Annotated in this window: 18 protein-coding genes and 1 other RNA gene; 16 read left to right on the top strand and 3 right to left on the bottom strand. The window is 64.8% G+C overall.

Features of this window, described 5'->3' with window-relative positions; translation table 11 throughout:
• Positions 1-92 precede the first annotated feature (92 nt).
• Entirely contained in the window at positions 93-2,141 is a 2,049-nt protein-coding gene (locus tag FZZ93_RS01625) for a hypothetical protein (protein ID WP_149320579.1), read from the bottom strand.
• Positions 2,142-2,180: 39 nt separating this feature from the next.
• Positions 2,181-3,404 (bottom strand): ATP-grasp domain-containing protein, encoded by a 1,224-nt coding sequence (locus FZZ93_RS01620; RefSeq protein WP_149320578.1) that lies wholly within the window; start codon positions 3,402-3,404, stop codon positions 2,181-2,183.
• A 229-nt stretch (positions 3,405-3,633) separates the two neighbouring features.
• On the opposite strand from FZZ93_RS01620, the gene ffs reads away from it, so the two are divergent.
• From ffs to modC, 12 genes are all read left to right on the top strand, one after another.
• An RNA gene (gene ffs / locus FZZ93_RS01615) (signal recognition particle sRNA small type) lies at positions 3,634-3,730 on the top strand.
• A gap of 200 nt (positions 3,731-3,930) precedes the next feature.
• Positions 3,931-4,638, top strand: coding sequence for a tellurite resistance TerB family protein (locus tag FZZ93_RS01610; protein ID WP_149320577.1), 708 nt, complete (start codon positions 3,931-3,933; stop codon positions 4,636-4,638).
• 43 nt (positions 4,639-4,681) lie between these two features.
• A complete protein-coding gene (locus tag FZZ93_RS01605) occupies positions 4,682-5,728 on the top strand; it encodes a histone deacetylase family protein (protein WP_149320576.1) in 1,047 nt (348 codons plus the stop codon).
• A gap of 146 nt (positions 5,729-5,874) precedes the next feature.
• Complete coding sequence (dnaX, locus tag FZZ93_RS01600; RefSeq protein ID WP_149320575.1) at positions 5,875-7,947, top strand: DNA polymerase III subunit gamma/tau; 2,073 nt, start codon at positions 5,875-5,877, stop codon at positions 7,945-7,947.
• A 117-nt stretch (positions 7,948-8,064) separates the two neighbouring features.
• Positions 8,065-8,391 (top strand): YbaB/EbfC family nucleoid-associated protein, encoded by a 327-nt coding sequence (locus FZZ93_RS01595; RefSeq protein ID WP_149320574.1) that lies wholly within the window; start codon positions 8,065-8,067, stop codon positions 8,389-8,391.
• Between the two features lie 190 nt (positions 8,392-8,581).
• Positions 8,582-9,187 (top strand): recombination mediator RecR, encoded by a 606-nt coding sequence (gene recR / locus FZZ93_RS01590; protein ID WP_149320573.1) that lies wholly within the window; start codon positions 8,582-8,584, stop codon positions 9,185-9,187.
• Positions 9,188-9,212: 25 nt separating this feature from the next.
• Complete coding sequence (gene rnd / locus FZZ93_RS01585) at positions 9,213-10,346, top strand: ribonuclease D (RefSeq protein WP_187774429.1); 1,134 nt, start codon at positions 9,213-9,215, stop codon at positions 10,344-10,346.
• Positions 10,343-10,645 (top strand): YcgL domain-containing protein, encoded by a 303-nt coding sequence (locus FZZ93_RS01580; protein ID WP_149320571.1) that lies wholly within the window; start codon positions 10,343-10,345, stop codon positions 10,643-10,645. Before rnd ends, FZZ93_RS01580 begins: the two co-directional genes overlap by 4 nt.
• A gap of 153 nt (positions 10,646-10,798) precedes the next feature.
• On the top strand, positions 10,799-11,245 hold the full coding sequence (locus tag FZZ93_RS01575) for a YcgN family cysteine cluster protein (RefSeq protein WP_149320570.1): 447 nt from the start codon (positions 10,799-10,801) through the stop codon (positions 11,243-11,245).
• A gap of 40 nt (positions 11,246-11,285) precedes the next feature.
• A complete protein-coding gene (gene modA, locus FZZ93_RS01570) occupies positions 11,286-12,038 on the top strand; it encodes a molybdate ABC transporter substrate-binding protein (protein WP_187774428.1) in 753 nt (250 codons plus the stop codon).
• A gap of 169 nt (positions 12,039-12,207) precedes the next feature.
• Positions 12,208-12,903 (top strand): molybdate ABC transporter permease subunit, encoded by a 696-nt coding sequence (gene modB / locus FZZ93_RS01565; RefSeq protein WP_149320568.1) that lies wholly within the window; start codon positions 12,208-12,210, stop codon positions 12,901-12,903.
• Positions 12,900-13,994, top strand: a complete 1,095-nt coding sequence (gene modC, locus FZZ93_RS01560; RefSeq protein WP_149320567.1) for a molybdenum ABC transporter ATP-binding protein — start codon at positions 12,900-12,902, stop codon at positions 13,992-13,994. Before modB ends, modC begins: the two co-directional genes overlap by 4 nt.
• A 95-nt stretch (positions 13,995-14,089) precedes the next feature.
• Here modC and FZZ93_RS01555 read toward each other — a convergent pair whose 3' ends face one another.
• Positions 14,090-16,177, bottom strand: a complete 2,088-nt coding sequence (locus FZZ93_RS01555) for a S9 family peptidase (RefSeq protein ID WP_149320566.1) — start codon at positions 16,175-16,177, stop codon at positions 14,090-14,092.
• Between the two features lie 82 nt (positions 16,178-16,259).
• Between FZZ93_RS01555 and FZZ93_RS01550 the strand changes: the two genes are divergently transcribed.
• The 4 genes from FZZ93_RS01550 to FZZ93_RS01535 all read left to right on the top strand — a co-directional run bounded on the left by FZZ93_RS01550 (position 16,260) and on the right by FZZ93_RS01535 (position 21,140).
• Entirely contained in the window at positions 16,260-16,709 is a 450-nt protein-coding gene (locus FZZ93_RS01550) for a hypothetical protein (RefSeq protein ID WP_149320565.1), read from the top strand.
• Positions 16,710-16,759: 50 nt separating this feature from the next.
• Positions 16,760-18,595 (top strand): vWA domain-containing protein, encoded by a 1,836-nt coding sequence (locus FZZ93_RS01545; protein ID WP_149320564.1) that lies wholly within the window; start codon positions 16,760-16,762, stop codon positions 18,593-18,595.
• Positions 18,588-19,370, top strand: a complete 783-nt coding sequence (locus FZZ93_RS01540) for a class II glutamine amidotransferase (RefSeq protein ID WP_149320563.1) — start codon at positions 18,588-18,590, stop codon at positions 19,368-19,370. The genes FZZ93_RS01545 and FZZ93_RS01540 overlap by 8 nt, the downstream gene beginning before the upstream one ends.
• A 99-nt stretch (positions 19,371-19,469) precedes the next feature.
• The gene (locus FZZ93_RS01535) at positions 19,470-21,140 is read left to right on the top strand and encodes an AMP-binding protein (protein ID WP_149320562.1); all 1,671 of its coding nucleotides are present in this window, start codon (positions 19,470-19,472) and stop codon (positions 21,138-21,140) included.
• The last annotated feature ends 149 nt before the right edge of the window (positions 21,141-21,289 follow it).

Here is a 21,289-nt window from a genome sequence, read left to right as displayed (position 1 = left end):
GATTCGTCGGATACCGATGAGGCCGGATGTGACTCGAACTACCGGACTGACGCTTGCCAGGCCACGGAAAGGGCGCCGCAGCGCCCGAGTGTTCACGAGTGAGGCGTGTTGCTCTCGGCGGCCTGCAGGCCGGCCGGAGGCAGGCGGTCGGCCCCCCAGCTGCGCTCGATATAGCTGATGACACGCTCGAGCTCCGACTGGGGCACTTGGGCCAGTTCGCCACGCTCTAGCGGGTCGTGGTGGAAGATGTAGAGTCGGGAGGCGAACTGATCGAAGGGCAGCGAGGCCTCGCCGAAGCGTTCGCCGCGACCGGCGGTGCTGACCTTGACGTCATCGCCCCAGTCCTGGCCGCTGTCGTTATTGGGGTTGTAGAAATAGACGCGGGTAGTGCCGTCGGGATCGAGTCCGGCGCGCAGGATGGTGATGGCGTGCCAGCCGATGAAACGGGCGGCGCTGTCGGTCACGGCGATGCCTGCCGGCTGGGGATGGATCAACGGCTGGTTGCCGTTGTAGTCGGGGTGGTAGCTGGCATAGAAGTGGCGCAGGAAGGTGTCCAGCTCGGTCAACTGGCCACTGGCCACATCGACATTGATGCGAAAGCCTCGTCCCGACCACCAGCCATGGAATTCGGGATTGACCCAGCGATGGGGATCGCCTTCCCGGCCGATGCAGCGTCGGCCCATTTCGGCGTAGATGCGGTCCAGGTGAGGCACCACGATCAGCGAGACCGGGTCGAGGTCCATGGGCAATTCGCTGGCCACGCCGGAGAGGCTCGCCATGGACGAGATCGGCTGGCCCTCGAAGTGCATGATGATCTCGTCGTCCCGGGCCGCCCAGGCCACCATCTGCAGTAGATAGTCTGGATCGTTGTAGGCCCACATCGACAGGGCGCGGGCCGACTGGCAGGTCGGGTTGTTGCCCTGGCCGACCCCGAGCGGCTGCCCGAGCATGCAGAGTACGCCTTCCAGGAGTCTGGCGCTCGGTGAGACGGCCTCGCCGTAGGCCAGGTTGAGGCGCGCCCTGGACCATTCCGAAAGCGGCAGGCCGAGCTGGCGCCACATGGCCGGTGCCACCGGCGGTTGATAGAGAATGCCGCGCTCGAGCATCAATGCCAGGCCATAGGCCGCCTGGGCCGTTTCCGGCAGGATGGCATCGCGAATCAGGGTGCGCACCAGTTCCTGATAGCACAGCAGGCAGTCGCGCCCCGTGGCGGAGAGCCCCAAGGCTTCGGCGAGCAGGTGGTCGCCGTGATCGGTGAGGTGCTGAAGCAGCACGGCATGATAAGGCGACACCAGCCCCGTATCGTGCATGGCCCGTGCGAAGCCCGTGGCCTCCGCCTGCAGGGCGGTAGCATCCATGCTCGCCAGGCGTTCACGATAGATGTCGAGACCGGGATCCTCGCGACAGGCCTGGGTAGGGCCGAACAGCGAGCTGACGAGACGATCGGCGCCTTGGCCACTGGCGCCCAGGTCGATAGCGGGATCGGCCTGGCAGATGGCGATCTGGGTGATCATGCGCTTGACCGGCTCGACCTGGATCGGTCGCTGGTTGAGGATGCGCCAGATCTCTTCGATCAGCCTGTCGATGATGTGCTCGTAGCCGATGCGCGTCGCCAGGTGCTGGAACAGCTGGCGGGGCAGGTTGGCCAGTCGTCCTTGGGTGGCGCGTTCCGCCTCGGTGGGGGCACCGAACAGCAGCGATAGGTTCAAGGCCATGACTTGGGTCAGGTAATGGTGCGCCTGCTCCGCGGAGATCAGCGCATGGCGTGTTTCACCCTTGGCCACGGGCAGCAGGCGCAACTCGCTCAAGGCCTCGACAACGACGGTATTCGGATCGGGACTCTGCAATGCCTGAACGGTCAGCGAGGGCAGCAGGAACTGGGGCGTGGCCCAGTCGGAACCCTGGAAGAGGCCCGCTTGTTCCATCTCCATGGCGCGCCACTCGACCGCCGCGCACCCGCCTTCCTGAAGCATCGCCCGCCGAGCCGTGTCCAGTACCTGGGGGAGCTTGCCGGGTTTGGCGAAGTCCGGGGCCTCGGCCAGCTGACCGATGGCGGTATCCAGCTTGGTCAGCAGGGCGGCGAGCTTGCCATCGTCATTGGGCGGCCCACCGTTGTGAGGGTTGTTCGATTGCGTCGTCACGCGGACTCCCGATCATCACTTTTCGTCATGACGCCCCGTTCAGACATAGAAATCAAGTTCTTCCAGTGTCTTGAGCAGATCGCGCAGGCGATGGGGATCGTCGCCCTTGAAGTAGACCAGCCCCCAGTGCGTGCCGAAGGCCGTGCGCTTGGTGACGGTTTCCTGCTGAGGAGGCGCGAGTTCGTGGGATTCGAAATAGGGGTGATCTTCCACTTCCTCGGGGATTTCCAGACGGTTGACGACCCTCAGGCGCGGGTAGACGCCGAAGCAGCCGGCGTAACCGTCGGCGTCGACAACCTCCTTCGGGAAGAAGGCGGCTACATCCTCGGGCGTCGATTTGGGATCGAAGACCAGCATGCTGGCCTGGTAGGCATTGAAGCCATAGACGCGCTCTAGCAGTTCGAAAACCTTGAAGCCGGGTGGTCGGTAGGCGACCTCACCGAAATACATCTCGCCGTCGCTGGTGACGAAGTATTCCGGGTGGATCAGGCCGAACTCGATATCGAAGGTCTTGATCAGCTTCTCGATCTGGGCGGTGATCTGCGGACGGTAGCGCTCGAGCTCGGGAGAGGCAGGCACGAACACCGAGTAGCCCAGGGTCACGTATTCGGAGATATTGAGAAAGGCGATCTTGCCGTTGTGGACCCACGCCTCGACGGCAAACTCCCAGCCGTCCAGGTGGGACTCCATCAGTACCGGAAATTCTTCTTCCGGGATGGTGTCGACTTCATCCGGCGTGCGAATGACCCGGTGGCCCAGGCAGCCCGCCTTGTCGAAGGCCTTGAGGTGGATGGGGTCGTTGGGGTCGCCATCGAGCTTGAGCAGCGTCTGGTTGACCCGCTTGAGAAAACGGATGACGTCGTCCTTGTCGTGGGCTTCCTCGAAGATGCCGACACGGATGCCGCCGAGCTGCGCGCGTCGTTTCATCAGCGCCTTGTCGCGCAGCAACAGCGACTGGCCGTAGAGGCGCGGATTGTCGAGCAGCACTGAGTTGATGGCGCCGGCCCATTCCACGGTTTCCTCGTACAGCGGGATGGCGACGTTGACGCCCATGTCCTTGAGCGTCTCGGCGATCTCCATGGAGCGGTCGTTGAGGCGCTCGAAGTTCCAGGAAACGTAGGGCAGGTCGTGCTGCTGGCAATATTCCTCTGCCCAGTCGGGTGCCACGATCACGTAGCGGCGGTCGAAATTCTCGGCAGCCTCGATGGCGTTCAGGCTCCAGCCCAGCAGAGCGATGTAGCCCTTGTCGGGATCCTTTTTCATAGCTACCTCCATGGTGCGATGGACGAGGCATCGGCGCTCGCCCTTCGAATGATGCTATCCCTCAGCATAGTCGAGACCCGCGCCATCCTGTGACGATCCGTACCAACGCAAGGCGCGACAGCTTTCATGACTTGTCCGGAGGACGTGTGCTTGTTATAGTGCGCACCGCTCGATAAGCACTTGATCGCCCGTCGAGTTCGACAGCAAAATGTGTCGTCTGTGGTGGCCCCGTCGGTCCTCCCGCAACGCTAGATCGCGAACCCCGCCAGGCCCGGAAGGGAGCAACGGTAGTGATGGACGCGTGTGCCGGGATGTGGCTGTCGGGGCCGCCTCCATTCTGGCCCGAGTTATTTCCCCATTCTTTCTCCTTCCCCTATCCTGTCCTCCCCCTTCTGCTTTTTTGCGCCATTCTTCCGTGCTCATCCTGCTTGTACGTGGCTCATCCTGCCTGCGTATTTACGGCTTGATGAAACGAAGTGGCGAGCCGATCATCCAAGGCAGTGGCGAACTCGAAAAGGAGGCCAGGATGAACGCCAAGCGCATTCTCGATCAGTTGATGAAGCAGGCCGGCGGCAGCTCCGGAACGGGCGGCACGGATCTCAAGGGCATGGTCGATAACCTGTCGTCCCAGTTCTCAAGCGGCAGTGGCCAGAGCGGAGGCCAGAAGGGCGGTTTCGACCCGAAGCAATTGCTGGGCGGTGGTGCCCTGGGCATGCTGATCGGCTCCAAGCGGGGGCGCAAGATGGGCGGCAAGGCGCTCAAGTATGGCGCCATCGCCGGTGTCGGCATGCTGGCCTGGAAGGCCTGGCAGAATTCCCGGGGCGGTGCCGATGGCGATGAGGCGCGTGAAGGCCGGCCCATGGATCATCTCGAGGGCAGCCAGCAGGAACAACGCAGCCTGGAGTTGCTGCAGGCGATGATCATGGCGGCCCGGGCCGACGGTCATGTCGACGAGCGGGAGCGTGTCATGCTCGCCGAGCAAATCGATGAAATGGGGGCCGATGACGAGCTGCACGACTGGGTGGAACGTCAGCTCAAGGCGCCGCTCGACGCGCTGGCCTTGGCACGCCAGGCAGACTCGCCCCAGGCGGCCCGGGAAATGTACCTGGTCAGCGTCGCGGTGATCGACGACGACAATCCCATGGAGCGTGCCTGGCTCGATCAGCTGGCGTCCGCGCTGGGGCTCGATGATTCGCTCAAGCGCGAACTGGAGCAGCAGGCGGTAGCTTCCTGATATCCTGTCAGCTCTCTGAGATGCTCAAGGAGTCGATACGCCGATGTTGACCTTCCACAGTGTCGCTACCCAGCAGCGGCGAGCGCGTACAGAGCTGGATGGCGGCGTCCTGGTGACGCCCTATGAGTGCCCCGAACGCGTCGATCTGGTACTCGAGCGAGTGCACAGGACAGCGCTTGGAGAAGTACGCGAGCCCGATGACTTCGGGCTCGCGCCGGTCCTGGCGATCCATGATCGTGACTACGTGGACTTTCTGGCCGGATGCTGGGACGAATGGCAAGCCCTGGGGCGCCAGGGCGAGGTGATCGCCTGGATCTGGCCGACACGCACCATGCCGGGCGATGTCATTCCCGAGCATCTCGATGGGCGGCTCGGCCACTATGCGCTCTCGGCGGACACCTCGATCTGCGAGGGCACCTTCGAGTCGGCCCAGGCGAGCAAGGACATCGCCCTGTCCGCCGTTCGTCATAGCCTGACCACAGGCGAGCCGGCATTCGGCCTGTGCCGGCCGCCGGGCCATCACGCCGCTACCGACCAGTTCGGCGGCTACTGCTTCTTCAACAATGCCGCCATTGCCGCCCAGTACGCGCTGGATCACGGCCTCGTCCGGGTGGCGGTGCTGGATATCGATTTTCACCACGGCAACGGCACCCAACAGATCTTCTACGAGCGTGATGATGTGCTCTTCCTGTCGCTGCATGGCGATCCGCGCCAATGCTTCCCGTATTTTCTCGGTCATGCCGAGGAGACCGGTCGGGGCAAGGGCGAGGGCTTCAATGCCAACTATCCGTTGCCGCCGGGCACCGATTTTGCAACTTGGGCGAGGGCGCTGGACGATGCCCTGGCGCGCATTCGCGCCGCCGGCTGCGAACTGCTGATCGTCTCGCTCGGTGTGGATGCCTTCGAGAACGACCCGATCAGCGAGTTCAAGCTGACCAGCGACGACTTCAGCGAGGTCGGTCGCCGTCTGTCCGGTCTGGGATTGCCGACGACCTTCCTGCTTGAAGGCGGTTACGCGGTGGAGGAGATCGGCATCAACGTCGTCAACGTGCTGAGCGGCTTCGAGGGCAGAGCGGCGACTTCCGAGTGATCGGCATGGAAAACGCCGGCCCTTGCCGCGACTTTGCGCCCCGGTCGCCACCCGGTAGAATGAGCCGACTTCCAAGTATTCGCCGTGATCGGCGAATCAGACGTTTCCGGCTGCCAGCCGGCCCAGCTGCAAGGATTCCGAGCCGCATGAGCTATCAGGTACTGGCCCGCAAATGGCGGCCGCGCACCTTCCATGAACTGGTCGGGCAGGAGCATGTCCAGCGCGCGCTGGTCAATGCCCTGGACCAGGGGCGGCTGCATCATGCCTACCTGTTCACCGGTACTCGGGGCGTGGGCAAGACCACCCTGGCGCGCATACTGGCCAAGTGCCTGAACTGCACGGCGGGTGGCCCGGGCGACGAGGCCGTGACCTCGCAACCATGCGGGCAATGCGCGAACTGCCAGGCCATCGATCAGGGGCGCTTCGTCGATCTGCTCGAGGTCGACGCCGCCTCGCGCACCAAGGTGGAGGACACTCGCGAACTGCTCGACAACGTGCAGTACGCGCCGACCCAGGGGCGCTATAAGGTGTATCTCATCGACGAGGTACACATGTTGTCGACCAGCAGTTTCAACGCCCTGCTGAAGACGCTGGAGGAACCGCCGCCCCACGTGAAGTTCCTGCTGGCGACCACCGATCCGCAGAAGCTGCCGCCCACGGTGTTGTCGCGCTGCCTGCAGTTCACGCTCAAGCACATGCCGCCGGAGCGCATCGTTGGTCATCTCTCGATGGTGCTCGAGGCCGAGTCCGTTCCCTTCGAGGAGCGCGCGCTGTGGCTGCTCGGCAAGGCAGCCGAGGGCTCGATGCGCGACGCCATGAGTCTCACCGACCAGGCCATCGCCTTTGGTCAGGGCGAGGTTCGTCATGGCGATGTGGCAGCCATGCTGGGCACTCTCGATCATCGACACGTACTGGCGTTGATCGAGGCCCTGGCCGAGGCGGATGCCGCCCGGTTGCTGGCCGAGGTCGCCGCGCTGGCCGAGCAGGGGCCGGATTTCGCCGCCGTGCTCGACGATGTCACCGCCATCCTGCACCGGCTGGCAATCGCCCAGATGGTGCCGGATGCGCTGGACAACGGACACGGCGACCGGGATGACCTGCTGGCACTGGCGGCGCGCTTCACCGCCGAGGATATCCAGCTCTATTACCAGATCGGTGTGCAGGGGCGGGGCGACATGGGCCACGCGCCGGATCTGCGCACCGCGCTGGAAATGACGCTGCTGCGCATGCTGGCCTTCCGTCCCCAGGGCGTGCCCAGGCCCGCCAAAACGCCGCTGCCGATGCGTGGCGAAAGCCGTAGCGAGAGTGGCGGCGAAAGCGGTGGAGAAAGCGGTGGAGAAAGCAGTGGCGGAGCAGGTGTTCCGAGTGGCGAGTCTTCCGCCGCGCCTGCCAGGGAGGAGAATGCGCCTGCCAGCACCGAGACCTCGGCGCCCGAGCCGCCTGCTGCGGAGGAATCGGCCAGGCCACCGGAGCCCACTGCAGCACCTGATCCCACCCTGGAAGCGGTGCCCGAACCGGCTGTCGAGCCTCCAGAATCTCCCGAAGCGTCGCCCCAGCCGGCTTCGACGCCGCCCTGGGAGGACATGCCCGCGAATCCGGAAGCCTCCGCTGAGCCGGCTCCAGCCGAGCCGGAAGAGAGCGTCGAAGCGCAGGCCCTCGAACCCAACGAGGTGGCATCATCCGTTGCGTCGGCCCCCGATATCGATAGCGCTCCGCCGCTCGAGGTCGCGACTGAGGCAGCGGAGCCGGCGCCTGCCGAGGCGATCGAGGAAGAGTCACCGACACCCGCCGCCGAGCCTGTCGTGGCCGATGGCGCCCTGACCCACGATGCCTGGCTGGCGAGCTTCGATACCCTGGGATTGTCCGGACTCACGCGCAACCTGGCGGCCCACTGCATGGTCGAACATGATGACGGCGAGGTCCTGCAGTTGCGCCTGGATCCCTCCCAGGCCGCGATGCAGGCCGAGGTGCACGTGGAGCGCATCCGGGAGGCCCTGGCCGGGGCGGGGGTCGAGCGGCGCCTGGTGATCAGCGATGGTGAATTGCCCGATTCGGTGGAAACGCCCAAACAGCGTGCCGACCGGCTCGCCGCCGAGCGTCATGCCCAGGCGGTTGACGCCCTGAAGGCCGACCCCCATGTTAAGCAGTTACAGCAGGCATTCGGTGCGCGCCTGGTCGAGGCATCGGTCAAGCCGTCCGGCGAGCACGCTCGGGGCTGAGCGCAAGCTGCCTTGGGTCCGGCCCAATGTATTGACGAGCGTATTGACGAGACAACGCGCGTCGGTGGTGAAATGCCGCCACCGCGCCGACATAATTCACGAGACGAGGATACCGCCATGATGAAGGGTGGAATGGGCAACCTGATGAAGCAGGCCCAGGAAATGCAGGACAAGATGCAGAAGGCCCAGGAAGAGGTCGCCAAGGCCGAAGTCCAGGGCGAAGCCGGGGCCGGCATGATCAAGGTGACCATGAACGGTCGCCACGACGTGATCTCGGTCGATATCGACCCGAGCGTCATGGAAGAAGACAAGGAACTGCTCGAGGACCTGCTCGCCGCCGCGGTCAATGATGCCGTGCGCAAGGTCGAGTCCAGCTCCAAGGAGCTGATGGAAGAGGCGACGGCTGGGATGAATCTGCCGCCGGGTTTCAAGATGCCCTTCTGATGATGCACTGATTCATTGCTGCGCTCGACATCCCGGCTGCCGGCGGTACTCAGCGTCCTCATTTACTGTCGTGTAAACTGCGGGGCTTGCGTGCCGGCGGCGGCCGGCCTGTCTTCGCTCGCGACATGAATCAGCGCACCATCTGGAATCATTGGTCGCCTTCCCTGGACAGCAGGATGCTAGACATCATATGAGCTTTTCCCCTCTGGTTGATCGGTTGATGGAGTCGTTTCGGGTGTTGCCCGGGGTAGGGCCCAAGACCGCCCAGCGCATGGCCATGCATCTGCTCGAGCGTGATCGCGAGGGCGGTCAGCGTCTGGCCGAGGTGCTGGGCGTGGCGCTCGAGCAGGTCGGCTATTGCCAGCGCTGTCGTACCCTGACCGAAGAGACGATCTGCGCGCTGTGCGAAAGCGACCGCCGTGACGACAGCGTGCTGTGCGTGGTGGAATCGCCCGCCGATCTGCTGGCCATCGAGGACGCCAGGGGCTATCGGGGACGCTATTTCGTGCTGCATGGCCATCTCTCGCCGCTGGATGGCATCGGCCCCGAGGACATCGGGCTCGACCAGCTCGATGCCCGTGTAGCTGAGGACGGTGTCGAAGAGGTGATTCTCGCCACCAACCCCACCGTGGAGGGCGAAGCCACTGCCCACTACATAGCCTCTCAACTGGGGCCGCGCGGCGTGAAGCTGTCGCGGCTCGCCTATGGCGTGCCCATGGGAGGCGAGCTGGAGTACGTCGACGGCGGCACCCTGAGCCGAGCCTTCAATGGTCGTTTGCCTTTCGAGAGCGAGTGATCTCATTTTCCCACCGGAATCCTGCATGCCCCTGACTCCCGAGATTCGCTGGATCGACACACCGGAGGCCCTGAACGAGGCCTGCGCCGAAGTGGCCGAGGCCGATGTCATCGCCCTGGACACCGAGTTCTTCCGCGAGAAGACCTTTCACCCCGTGCCCGCCCTGGTCCAGTTCTGTGTCGGCGGTGCGGCCTACCTGGTCGATCCGACGGTGGTGGCCTGCACCGACGCCTTTCGCCGGCTGCTCGGCGAAGGGCCGGTGAAGCTGCTGCATGCATCCAGCGAGGACCTGGAGGTCTTCCTCCACTGGGCCGGCGTGACGGTATCGCCACTGGTGGATACCCAGATCGCCCAGGCGTTGCTCGGCGAGGTGCCGGCAATGGGCTATCAGAAGCTGGTCGAATTCTGGGTCGGCGAAACCTTGCCCAAGGACGAAACGCGCTCGAACTGGCTGGAGCGGCCGTTGAGCGAAACGCAGACGACCTATGCCGCCCTCGATGTGATCTATCTGCTGGAGGTATGGCAGGCCCAGCGCGATGCCCTGGAGCGTTACGGCAGGTTGGGCTGGCTGGAGGAAGAGTGCCGGAAACTGGTCGAACAAGCGGCGCGCGACGAGCATAGCGATGGCCAGTGGTACCTGCGACAGCGTCAGCTATGGCGGCTCTCGCCTCGCCAGATCGAGGCATATCGGCGGCTCACCATCTGGCGCGAGGGCGAAGTTCGTCGGCGCGACTTGCCGCGCGGCTGGCTGGTCAGCGACAAGCTGCTTTATGGCATTGCCGAACGGATGCCCGAAAATCGCTACGAACTGGCCGGTGTGGAAGGCATGAAGCCACCCTTGGTCAAGCGCGAGGGAGATACCTTGCTGGCGTTGGTGCGCGAGGCGCGCCACGTCGAGGAAGCGCATCTGCCGACACCGCCTTGGTCGCCCATGGAGCCCGCTTTCAAGAAGCGTTACAAGGCACTCAAGAAAGTGGTCAGTCGTGAGGCCGAAGCCCTGGGAATGGCACCGGAGGTATTGCTGCGTCGCCGCGATCTGGAGGCCCTGGTGAGTGCCTCGTTGCGGGGTGAGCCGCTGCCCATGCCCGACGGCTGGCGAGGCGAGCGGCTTGCCGAAGCGCTCGAGACCGTCCTTCACGAAACATCGGAAACGTCATGACCTATTTCAAGGGCAAGCTGCTGTGCGAAGTCTTCAAGAGTTCGCGCAAGGACGAAATGTATCTTTTCGTGGACAAGACCCGGGGGCTTGCCGAGGTGCCCGAAGCCCTGCTCGAGCGCTTCGGCGAACCCGTCTCGGCCATGACCCTGCTGCTCACCCCCGATAAGAGGCTGGCGCGTACCTCGGGGGCTGACATCATGGCGGCCATCGAGGAGAAGGGCTATTACTTGCAGCTGCCGCCGGCCAAGAATGAGTACCTGCTGGATCTCTATCGTGCACCGACGGAAGCGAAGTACTGAAGTGGGAAGAGATTAAGAGGGAAGAGGGAAGAAGGGAGAGGGAAGAAGGGAGAGGGAAGGACACAAGCGGCGAGCCGCGAGACTCGAAAACCAAGACGCGCAGCTCGTCACCTCGAACCTCGCTGCTCGCGTCGCTCGTAGCTCGGGAGAATCATGAGAGAACGTTTTTGGGAACGCTTCCCCCTCGAGGAATTGACCGACGAGGAGTGGGAGGCGCTGTGCGATGGCTGTGGCCAGTGCTGCCTGATGAAGCTTCAGGACGATGATGGGGATCTGGCGGTGCTCAACGTGGCCTGTGAGTTGCTGGATATCGGCAGTTGCCGGTGCGGTGACTATGAGAACCGCTTCGAGCGTGTGCCGGACTGCCAGCAACTGACGCCGGATCGCGTCGAACAGTTCAGTTGGCTGCCGGGCTCCTGCGCCTATCGCCGCCTGGCCGAGGGGCGCAAGCTTGCCGGCTGGCACCCGTTGATTTCCGGTGACCCAGAGCGTGTCCATCGCAAGGGGATCAGTGTGCGCAGCTTCGCCGTTTCGCAGCAAGGCATTCCGGAGGAAGCACTTGAAGACCATATCATCGCTATTATTCCCGTCGATAACTGAGGCATTCCGGGAGCTTGCCGTGAAGCGACGATGCAGGTGCATGGCCGCCGTCCTGCTCGGAACGATGCTGTTGATGTTGGCGTCATCGGCGTCGGCGGGCGAGCGGGTCGAACTGTTCGCGGCGGCATCGATGACCGATGCCATCGACCGTGCGGTGGCGCGCTTCGAGGCGACGCATGACGTGGACGTGGTGCCGGTCTATGCGGCTTCTTCCACGCTCGCGCGGCAGATCGCCAACGGTGCACCTGCCGAGCTCTGCATCTCCGCCAATGTCGAGTGGATGGACTGGCTGGGCGAGCAGGGAGTGACGCTGAGCGAACGCGCCGACCTGGCCCACAATCGTCTGGCGCTGGTGGCGCCGGCTGACACGTCGCGCAAGCCGTTCACTCCGGGAGACGGGGAGCCGCTCGCCGCGCGACTGGGCGAGAGCGAACGTCTGGCCGCCGGCGACCCGGCGCATGTGCCGGCTGGTATCTACGCCCGGCAGGCGCTGCAATCGCTGGGGGAGTGGGAAGCGCTGGCGCCGCGCCTGGCGCGTGCCGATAACGTGCGGGCGGCGCTGGCCCTGGTCGAACGCGGCGAGGCACCTTTGGGCGTGGTCTATCGCACCGATGCCGAGGCCAGCGACGGCGTCAGGCTGTTGGGCTTGTTCCCGTCCGATGCTCACGAGCCGATCATCTATCCCATCGCCGTGATCGGCGCGAATCCCTCTGAAGGTGCTCTGACATTCCGCCGCTGGTTGGAGAGCGACGACGCCAAGGCGATATTTCGGGCAGAGGGGTTCGGAGCCTAGACTCGCGCTACGAGCGACGAGCGACGAGCTGAAGGGTTGACGGCTTAGAGGGCGGCGGCACCATCCTGCTCGCGTCTCGCGTCTCGCGTCTCGCGTCTCGCGTCTCGCGTCTCGCGTCTCGCGTCTCGCGTCTCGCGTCTCGCGTCTCGAATCGTGTGGAGCGTATTGAATGCTGAGCGATGCCGAAATCGAAGCCATCCTGATCAGTCTGCGGGTCGCGGGTGTTGCCGTGGCCTGGATCCTGCTTCCCGGCATCGCCGTGGCCTGGCTGATGGCGCGTCACGAGTTTCGCGGCAAGGCACTGCTTGATGGCCTGCTGCATCTCCCACTGGTTCTACCGCCGGTGGTGGTGGGCTACTTGCTATTGATGTCGCTGGGCAGCCGGGGCCTTTTGGGAACATGGCTCAACGAGTGGTGGGGTGTGCGCCTGCCGTTCACCTGGCAAGGGGCCGCCGTGGCCGGTGGTGTCATGGCCTTTCCGCTGCTGGTGCGCGCCCTGCGGCTCTCCCTTGAAGCGGTCGATCCGCGTCTGGAGGCCGCCGCCAGCACACTGGGCGCCGGGCGCTGGCGGGTCTTTGCCACCATCACGTTGCCACTGACGCTGCCGGGATTGTTGACCGGCAGCGTGCTGGCCTTTGCGCGGGCCCTCTCGGAGTTCGGTGCCACCATCACCTTCGCCTCGAACATTCCCGGCGAGACGCGCACCTTGCCGTTGGCGCTTTATTCGTTGATCCAGACGCCCGGCGGCGAGGCGGCGGCGGCCCGGCTCTGCGCCTTGTCGGTCGTGATTGCGATGATCTCCCTGGTGGCGTCCGAGTGGCTGGCCAGGCGCGCACGAGCACGACTCCAGGGGCGGGACGCATGAATCACGACAACGGCCTGATCCTGGAGGTGAGCCATCGGCTCGGGGCGTTCTCCCTGGAGGCCGACCTGACCCTGCCCGGGCGTGGCGTGACGGCGCTGTTCGGCGCTTCCGGCAGCGGAAAGACCAGCCTGCTGCGCCTGATTGCCGGCCTCGACAGGCCGGATCGCGGCCGCATTGAGCTGGATGGTGAACCCTTGGTGGATACCGCCACGCGTCACTTCGTGCCGGCCCACCGCCGCCGCCTCGGCGTGGTCTTCCAGGAGGCCCGGTTGTTTCCGCACTATCGGGTGCGCGGCAACCTGGCCTACGCCATGCCGGCGCACATGGCGTCGCGCTTCGAGGCCGTCGTCGGTTTGCTGGGCATCGATCATCTGCTGGCGCGCTACCCGGCCACGCTGTCCGGCGGCGAGGCGCGTCGCGTGGCTATCGGGCGAGCCCTGCTCAGCGATCCTTGCCTGTTGCTGATGGACGAGCCGTTGACCGGCCTGGATGGGGCGCGCAAGCGGGAGCTGCTGCGCTATATCCAGCGTCTGGCCGACGAGGTCGATATTCCCATCGTCTATGTCAGCCATGAACCCGCCGAGCTGGTCGAGGTCGCCGATACGCTGATCCTGATGGAGCAGGGGCGCGTACGTGCCCAGGGCAAGCTGGACGCCTTGATGGAACGCTGCGATCTCACCGATGCGCTGGGGGGCTTCGATGCTGCCATGCCCCTCGAGGCCAGCGTCCAGGCGCACGATGGGGCCTACGGACTGACCCGCTTGGGCCTCGATGATGGTCAGGTGCTTATCGTGCCCGGCATGACGGCCTCGCTGGGGCAACGCGTGCGGCTACGCGTACCGGTGCGCGAAGTGGCGCTGGCGCGTGCACCGAGTGCCGAGCTCAGTTATCGCAACCAACTGGTCACGGTCATCGAGCAGGCCTGGGTGCCGCCCGGCGATGCGGCCACCATGGAACTTCGCCTGCGCCTGGGTAGCCAGATGTTGGGCGCCCGCTTGACCCGCAAATCCTACGACGAGCTCGGCCTGGTCGTGGGCCAGGAAGTGACGGCGCTGGTCCGCACCGTCGCCTTCAGCTCGCGCGATGTCTGATTCGCGAGACCCGAGATACGAGCTGCGGGCCGCGAGATGCGAGCGGCATACTTCGGGGGGTGAAGCTCGCATTTCGAAGCTCGAAGCTTGCGGTGTCAAGCCTTGCCCAGCGCCCAGAGAATGAAGGCATCCTCCCGCGCGTGGTCATGCCAGGCCTTGAAGCGTCCGGATGCACCGCCGTGGCCGGAATCCATGTCGGTGCGCAGCAGCGGCGGAGGTGTGTTGCCGGGACCAGCCAGCTCGCTGAGGCGGGCGTAGAGCTTGGCCGGCTCCCAGTAGGCGACTCGGGTGTCGTGCCAGCTGCCCTGCAGGAAGACGGGTGGCCAGGGGCGCTCGGGCAGGTTGTCCAGGGGAGAGTAGGCTTGGAGGCGCTGGCGTACGGCCGGGTCGCGCGGGTCGCCCCATTCGCTGTATTCGGCGGTGGTCAACGGCAGGTCAGGATTCTGCATGGTGCGCAGAACATCGACGAAAGGCACGTCGAGAACCGCCGCACGAAAACGCTCGGGAGACAGGTTGAGGCTGGCGCCGACCAGCAGTCCGCCGGCACTGGCGCCATGGGCCACGATACGTTCGCCGTCGCTGATGCCTTGCTCGACCAGGGCATCCCGGGCGGCGAGGAAGTCCTGAAAACTGTTGGTCTTGTGCTCGAGCTTGCCAGCCAGGTACCAGGGTTCGCCGCGCTCGCCACCGCCGCGCACATGAGCGACGACGAAGGCGACGCCCCGGGCCAGCAGCTCCAGGCGAGCGGGCGAAAACCAGGCATCGAGTACTTCGCCGTAGGCGCCGTAACCGTGCAGCAGCGTGGGCAGCGGGTGTCCCGTCAGGTCCGCGCGCATCACCACCGAGACCGGTACTCGTTCGCCGTCGTGGGAATGGGCCCAGAGGCGCTGGCAGGTCAGTTGTTCGGGTTGTAGATCGCCATATATGGCCTGGCGCTTGAGCAGGCGGCGTTGGCCGCTGTCCAGGTCGATTTCCGTCCAGCTCGGCGGTTGGGTGAAGGATTCCTCGTGCAATCTGAGGCGGCGAGTGTCGAAGTGGGGCGTGGCGTCCAGCGCCTGGCTGCAGGGTGTCTCGTTTAACGGCAGCCAGCTGTCCCGCTGTCGGGCGTGGGCCGCGTCGAGTTCGATGACGCGTAGCCGGACCTGGGCTTCTTGATGGTCGCGTTCGGTGAGCACCAGTCCCCAGGAGAAGGCGTCGACGCCCTCCAGGGTGGTGTCGTCACGATGTTCGATCAGCGTCTCACCGGCCGAATCCGGCGCGATTTCGTCGAGCCGGTCGAGCCGGAAGTGAGGCGCGTGGCGGTTGTGCAGCACATAGAAGTGGCCGGGGCGATGATCGAGGGCATATTCGACGCCGGCTTCCCGGGGCTGGAATCGCCATGGCGGACGATTCGGGGTCCGGGCGGGAACCAGGTGGGTCTCGCTGGTGTCCTTGGAGGCGGACTCCAGCACCAGCCACTCCCGGGAGCGTGTCTTGCCCAGCCCGAGCCAGAACTCCGGATCCGTCTCGCGCAGTATCAGCGCCTCGTGGTCGATACTCGGAGAGGGCGCCGTGAGCCGTAACGACAGGCGCCAGATGCTCTCCGGGCGCTGGGTGGCATCGAAGCGCGTGAACAGCAGTGTCGTGCCATCCTCCGCCCAGCAGAGCTCCGGGCCGATGTCGTCGAGCAACTTGAGCGGTTCGCCATCGGGCAAGTGCTGCAGCCAGAGGGTGAATGTCTCGTTGCCCTGAGTGTCCTCCGTCCAGGCCAGCCAGGTCTCGTCGGGGCAGAGCGCCATGTCGCCGATCTCGAAGAAGGCGCTGTCGCGGGCCCGGGCTTGAATGTCGAAGAAGGGCTCGGTGGTTTCCGGCGCGTCGTTGGCATGGCGCCACCACACCGGATGATCGGCATCCGCCGCCGTTTCGCTCCATACGGTGAAATGGTCCAGCGCTGTCGGCAGGCCGTGGACGGCCAGTTCGCGACGTGCGAGGTGGCCGTGATAGAGCCGCTCGGTGAGGCCCTCGAGCGTCGAGAACCAGCGGCGAGCCTCATCGTTGGCGGCCTCGAGGAAGGCTGTCACCTCGGGAGCGTCACGCTGCTCCAGCCAGTGCCAGTCGGGGTCGTCGGGGCGCCGGAAGCGCTGGATGGGGCGAGCGTTGATGTCGCTATCGACGTTTTGATCACGTGGCGGCTGTGCTTTCATGCTGCTGGATGTACCATACTCGGAATGAATTCAATAAGGTGCGTCACTGGGGAAGCTTTACCATACGCCGATGGGGTTATCGATGCTGATTTCGGATTCTATATCTCTACTATGGCTGAGCTACGGCGTATTGTCGCTGGTGGTGCTCGGCACGGGCTATCTGGGGCTGGCCTTCCTGCCACGCCTGCCGCGACTGGTGATCACCTGGGCGGTGGCCGGGGTGATGTGGGTGCCTTCCAGCTTTAGTACGCCGCTGAACGATGCCGGCGATGCCTATACCGGCATGGCGCCGGCAGTGGTGGTGGGAGGCCTGGCTTTCCTCGAGAAGGATGGCGGCACCATGGCTTCGGCGCTGTTGCTGGTAGCGGTGGCAGCTGCTCTGGGCGGTCTGTTGGGGCTGCTGCTGTGGCGGCGTGGCCGGGTATCCAAGCGCCGCTCAAACGGCGATTCGCAGGGTGATCGGACCGGGACAACGTCGCATGCCGATCGCGGACGGGATGACAAGGCGCGCCGGGAGCCGGTCGTCGGTTAAGGTCAGTACGAACAAGTGGTCGATTTTCGTACAAGACCTAAGGAACCACTATGGCCAGATTCGGTTGCCGCGCTTCCTCCATCTACCTCGTGATGTCGCTGTTGGTAAGTTGCCTGGGGTGGGGCGGGGCGGCTCTGGCTCAGGTGCCGGAGCAGCGCCCGGATGTGCGGGTGGTGGTCGATGTCTCCGGCAGCATGAAGCGCAACGATCCCGACCAGTTGGCGGCCAGTGCCATGGAGCTTCTGGTGTCGCTGCTGCCGGGAGGCGTGAGTGCCGGCGTCTGGACCTTCGGTGAGCGGGTCGACAATCCGCTTCCCCTGGGTGAGGTGTCCGAGCAGTGGCGCGAGCGGGCGTTGGCGTTGCCGCCCGCGCTGCGTGACTATCAGCAGTATACCGATATCGAGACGGCGCTCGATCAGGCTGCCTCGGCCGAGGCCAATGGCTGGCGACATCTGATCCTGATGACCGATGGGGTCATCGACCTGCCGCCGTCGCGGGGCAACAAGCCCGGCATCGACTCGGCATCCCGGCAGCGGCTGGTGGAGAGCATGGCATCGCGCTTCGCCGACCGGGGCGTGGTGGTGCATGCCATCGCCTTTTCCGACGAGGCCGATCTGGCCCTGGTCGAGCAACTGGCGCAGCGCACCAGCGGGCTGGCCAGCGTGGCCAAGTCGCCGGAGAGCCTGCTGGGTGCCTTCCTGGACATCATCGAGCGAATCTTTCCGGCCGACCAGCTGCCGCTGGAAGAGGACGACCGCTTCGTCGTCGATCCGAGTGTGGAGAATCTCTCGGCGCTGGTCTTCCACGGCCCCGACGAGGAACCGGTGACCCTGGTGGCACCGGACGGCACTCGCTACACCGCCGAGACCGCTCCCGACGACATCCGCTGGCAGGTGGAGCCGCACTTCGACCTGATTCGCGTGCCCGACCCCGAGGCCGGCGAATGGCGCCTCGAGGGGCCGGTGGGGCCGAAGAGCCGGGTCAGCGTGACCTCGCCCTGGCGGCTGAGTACGTCGGGGCTGCCAACGACGCTGTACCGCGGCTTTCCGGTACCGGTGGAGGCCTGGCTCGAGCATGAGGATGCCGAGACGCCGTTGCCCGACGAGCTGCGTTTTTCCGTGACGCTGGTGGGAGATGACGATGCAACGATTACCTCGGAACAGCTCGACGCCACGGCCGATGGTCGCTTCCGGGGCCGGCTGTCGGCGCCGATGCAGACCGGCAATGCCCGCTTGCTGATTCGGGCCCGAGGCGAGGGTTTCGAGCGGCAGCGGGGCCAGGCCGTCAATATTCTGCCGGCAATCGGTGTGGTGCATGATCCGGCCAGCAACGACTTGGTGCTGGCCGCCGAGCATCCCCGGCTCAATCGCGACAACACCGAGATCCATGGCGACTTTCAGGGGCAGCGCCTCAAGGCCGCCGCGGTGGACGAGACTCGATGGCGGTTGTCCTTGCCCGAGCTGGAGGACGATACAAGCCAGCCGCTGCGCCTGGTGGCGACGGTGACCCTGGACGGCGAGACCCGTGAATTGACGTTGCCGACCGTGACCCTCAACGCTGATAGCGAGGTGGGAATTGGTCGACCCGACATGGCCGGGCCGACGTTGTCCGCCGAACGCTTCGCGGAAGCGGACGAAGCGACGACCAGTGAGCCCGATGACACGATCGCCGATCGCTTCGTCGAGTGGGTCAATGCCGTGCCGACGCTTATGCGTGATGCTTGGCAGGCCGGCTGGCCCGGCGTGGAGCGCGCCGTCGCGAAGCACGGCAGGGACCCGCGGATATGGATCGTCATCGGAGCGTTGCTGCTGCTGTGGCTGGTGGCCATGGGATGGCGCCGTCGCCGTCGGTCACGGGGCAAAACGAGGGAAGAACCGCATGTGTGAACTGCTCGGCATGAGCGCCAATGTGCCCACCGACATCTGTTTCAGTTTCTCCGGATTCCTGCATCGCGGCGGCGGCACCGGGCCGCATCGCGATGGCTGGGGCATCGCCTTCTACGAAGCCGGCGGCTATCGCGATTTCCGCGATCCCCATCCGTCGGTCGACTCGCCGATCGCGCGCTTGATCTGCGACTATCCGATCAAGTCCCACGTCGTCATCAGCCATATCCGCCAGGCCAACGTCGGGCAGGTGCGGCTGGCCAACACCCATCCCTTCACCCGCGAGATGTGGGGACGCCCATGGTGCTATGCCCACAATGGCCAGCTCAGCCACGAATGGCAGCAGCTGCCGCTGTCGTTCTATCAGCCCGTGGGCGACACCGATAGCGAACATGCCTTCTGCTGGCTGATGGGCGAGCTGCGTCGCGCCTTCCCCGAGCCGCCGGCAGACCGTGACGCCCTGTGGCATTACCTGCATACGCTGTGCGAGCACCTGCGGACACTTGGTGTCTTCAATCTACTGCTGGCCGATGGCGAGTATCTCTACACTTACTGTTCAACCAAGCTGGCGCACATCACCCGGCGGGCGCCCTTCGGCCGGGCGAGCCTTTCCGATGCCGAGCTGGCAGTGAACTTCGCCGAGCACACCACGCCCAACGATGTGGTGTCGGTCATCGCCACCGAACCGCTCACCGACAACGAGGACTGGGTACGCATGGCGCCCGGCGAGTTGCTGGTCTGGCGTGATGGCGAGATTCAAGGGCGCTATCAAACGTAAGTTTCAATCGGCTGTTTTACTGTCGAGTCATGCTGGTATAGGGTAGTTCCAGAATAACAATGGCCGACCCTTGGGTCGGCACGAATCGTGGAGAACGCCATGAACGAGCACGCCAACCCGGCCATTCTCAATGGCCCCGAGATGGAAGGCACCGGCGACTACACCTCGGTGCTGGATGTCTTTCACGCCAGCGTCGAGCGCTTTGCCGACAATATCGCTTTCAGCTGCATGGGGCAGACGCTCAGCTATGCCGAGCTGGACCGCCTTTCCGGCAACTTCGCCGCCTGGTTGCAGCACGAGACGAGCCTCGAGCCCGGCGACCGCATCGCCATCCAACTCCCCAATACGCTGCAGTTCCCCGTGGCGGTATTCGGCGCCCTGCGAGCTGGCCTGGTAGTGGTCAATACCAATCCCCTGTACACCGAGCGGGAAATGGCCCACCAGTTCAAGGACTCGGGAGCGCGGGCTATCGTCATCCTGGCCAATATGGCCGACAAGCTGGAACGGGTGCTGGAGCGTACCGACATCGAGCACCTGGTGGTGACCGAGCTGGGCGATCTGCACAGCTTCCCCAAGCGCCAGTTGATCAATGCCGTGGTCAAGTACGTCAAGAAGATGGTGCCGGCCTATAGCCTGCCCCAGGCGGTGCCCTTGCGGCGTGCCCTGCGCCTCGGTGCCGGCCTGGAGCATCGCGAGGCGAGCCGGGGCGCCGACGATATCGCGGTCCTGCAGTACACCGGCGGTACCACGGGGCTGGCCAAGGGCACCATGCTGACCCATGGCAACCTGGTGGCCAACATGCTTCAGGCGCGTCAGGCCATCGGCAAGGGACTGCGCGAGGGCGGCGAGATCATCATCGCGCCATTGCCCGTCTACCATATCTACACCTTTACGGTGAATTGCCTGTTCATGCTGGAGACGGGCAACCACTCGGTGCTGATCACCAACCCCCGCGACCTGGATGCCTTCGTCAAGGAGCTGAAGTCGCTAAATTTTTCCGGGTTTGTTGGCCTCAACACCCTGTTCAATGCTCTGTGCAATCGTGAGGATTTTCGCGCCCTGGACTTCTCGTCGCTGAAGCTGACCATCTCCGGTGGCATGGCCTTGACCCAGGCGGCGGCCAAGCGCTGGGAAGAGGTGACCGGCTGTGCGGTGGCGGAGGGCTATGGCCTGACGGAAACCTCGCCCATCGTCAGCTTCAATCCGATCGATGCCATTCAGCTCGGCACCATCGGCAAGCCGGCGGCCGGCACTGAGGTGAAGGTAGTGGATCTCGAGGGCCACGATCTGCCTTGGGGCGAGGCTGGTGAACTGTGCGTTCGTGGTCCCCAGGTGATGAAGGGCTACTGGAAGCGCGACGATGAGACCGCCAAGGCGATCGATGCTGATGGCTGGTTCCATACCGGCGATATTGCTCTGTTGCAGGATGATGGCTATATCCGCATCGTCGATCGCAAGAAGGACATGATCCTGGTGTCCGGTTTCAATGTGTATCCCAACGAGATCGAGGATGTAGTGGCCATGCATCCCGGTGTCGTGGAATCCGCTGCGGTGGGCGTGCCGGACGAGGAGAGCGGCGAGGCGATCAAGCTGTTCGTGGTGGCCAAGGACCCCGAGCTTGATGCCGAGACCCTGCGCCGCTGGTGCAAGCAGGAGCTTGCTGCCTACAAGGTGCCGCGCCAGGTCGTATTCCGCGACGAGCTGCCGAAGACCAACGTTGGCAAGGTGCTGCGCCGCCAGTTGCGCGACGAGGATAGCGAAAGTTCGTGAGTGTTGTGGTCGAGGCTCCGGGGTTGGGCCGGTTCGATTAGGCGGCGCACCCGGCGGGGCGTTACAATCTCCCCGCCAACGATCACCGGAGTCATCGAGCCATCGTGAGTAGTAGCCCCCAGACCGACCGAGCCGCCGACGCTTCCCGA

It is taken from the genome of Halomonas eurihalina, from assembly GCF_008274785.1.
Classification (GTDB): Bacteria; Pseudomonadota; Gammaproteobacteria; order Pseudomonadales; family Halomonadaceae; genus Halomonas; species Halomonas eurihalina.
The sequence above is the reverse complement of the archived record's forward strand: the minus strand, read 5'-3'. Positions and strand labels throughout refer to the sequence as shown.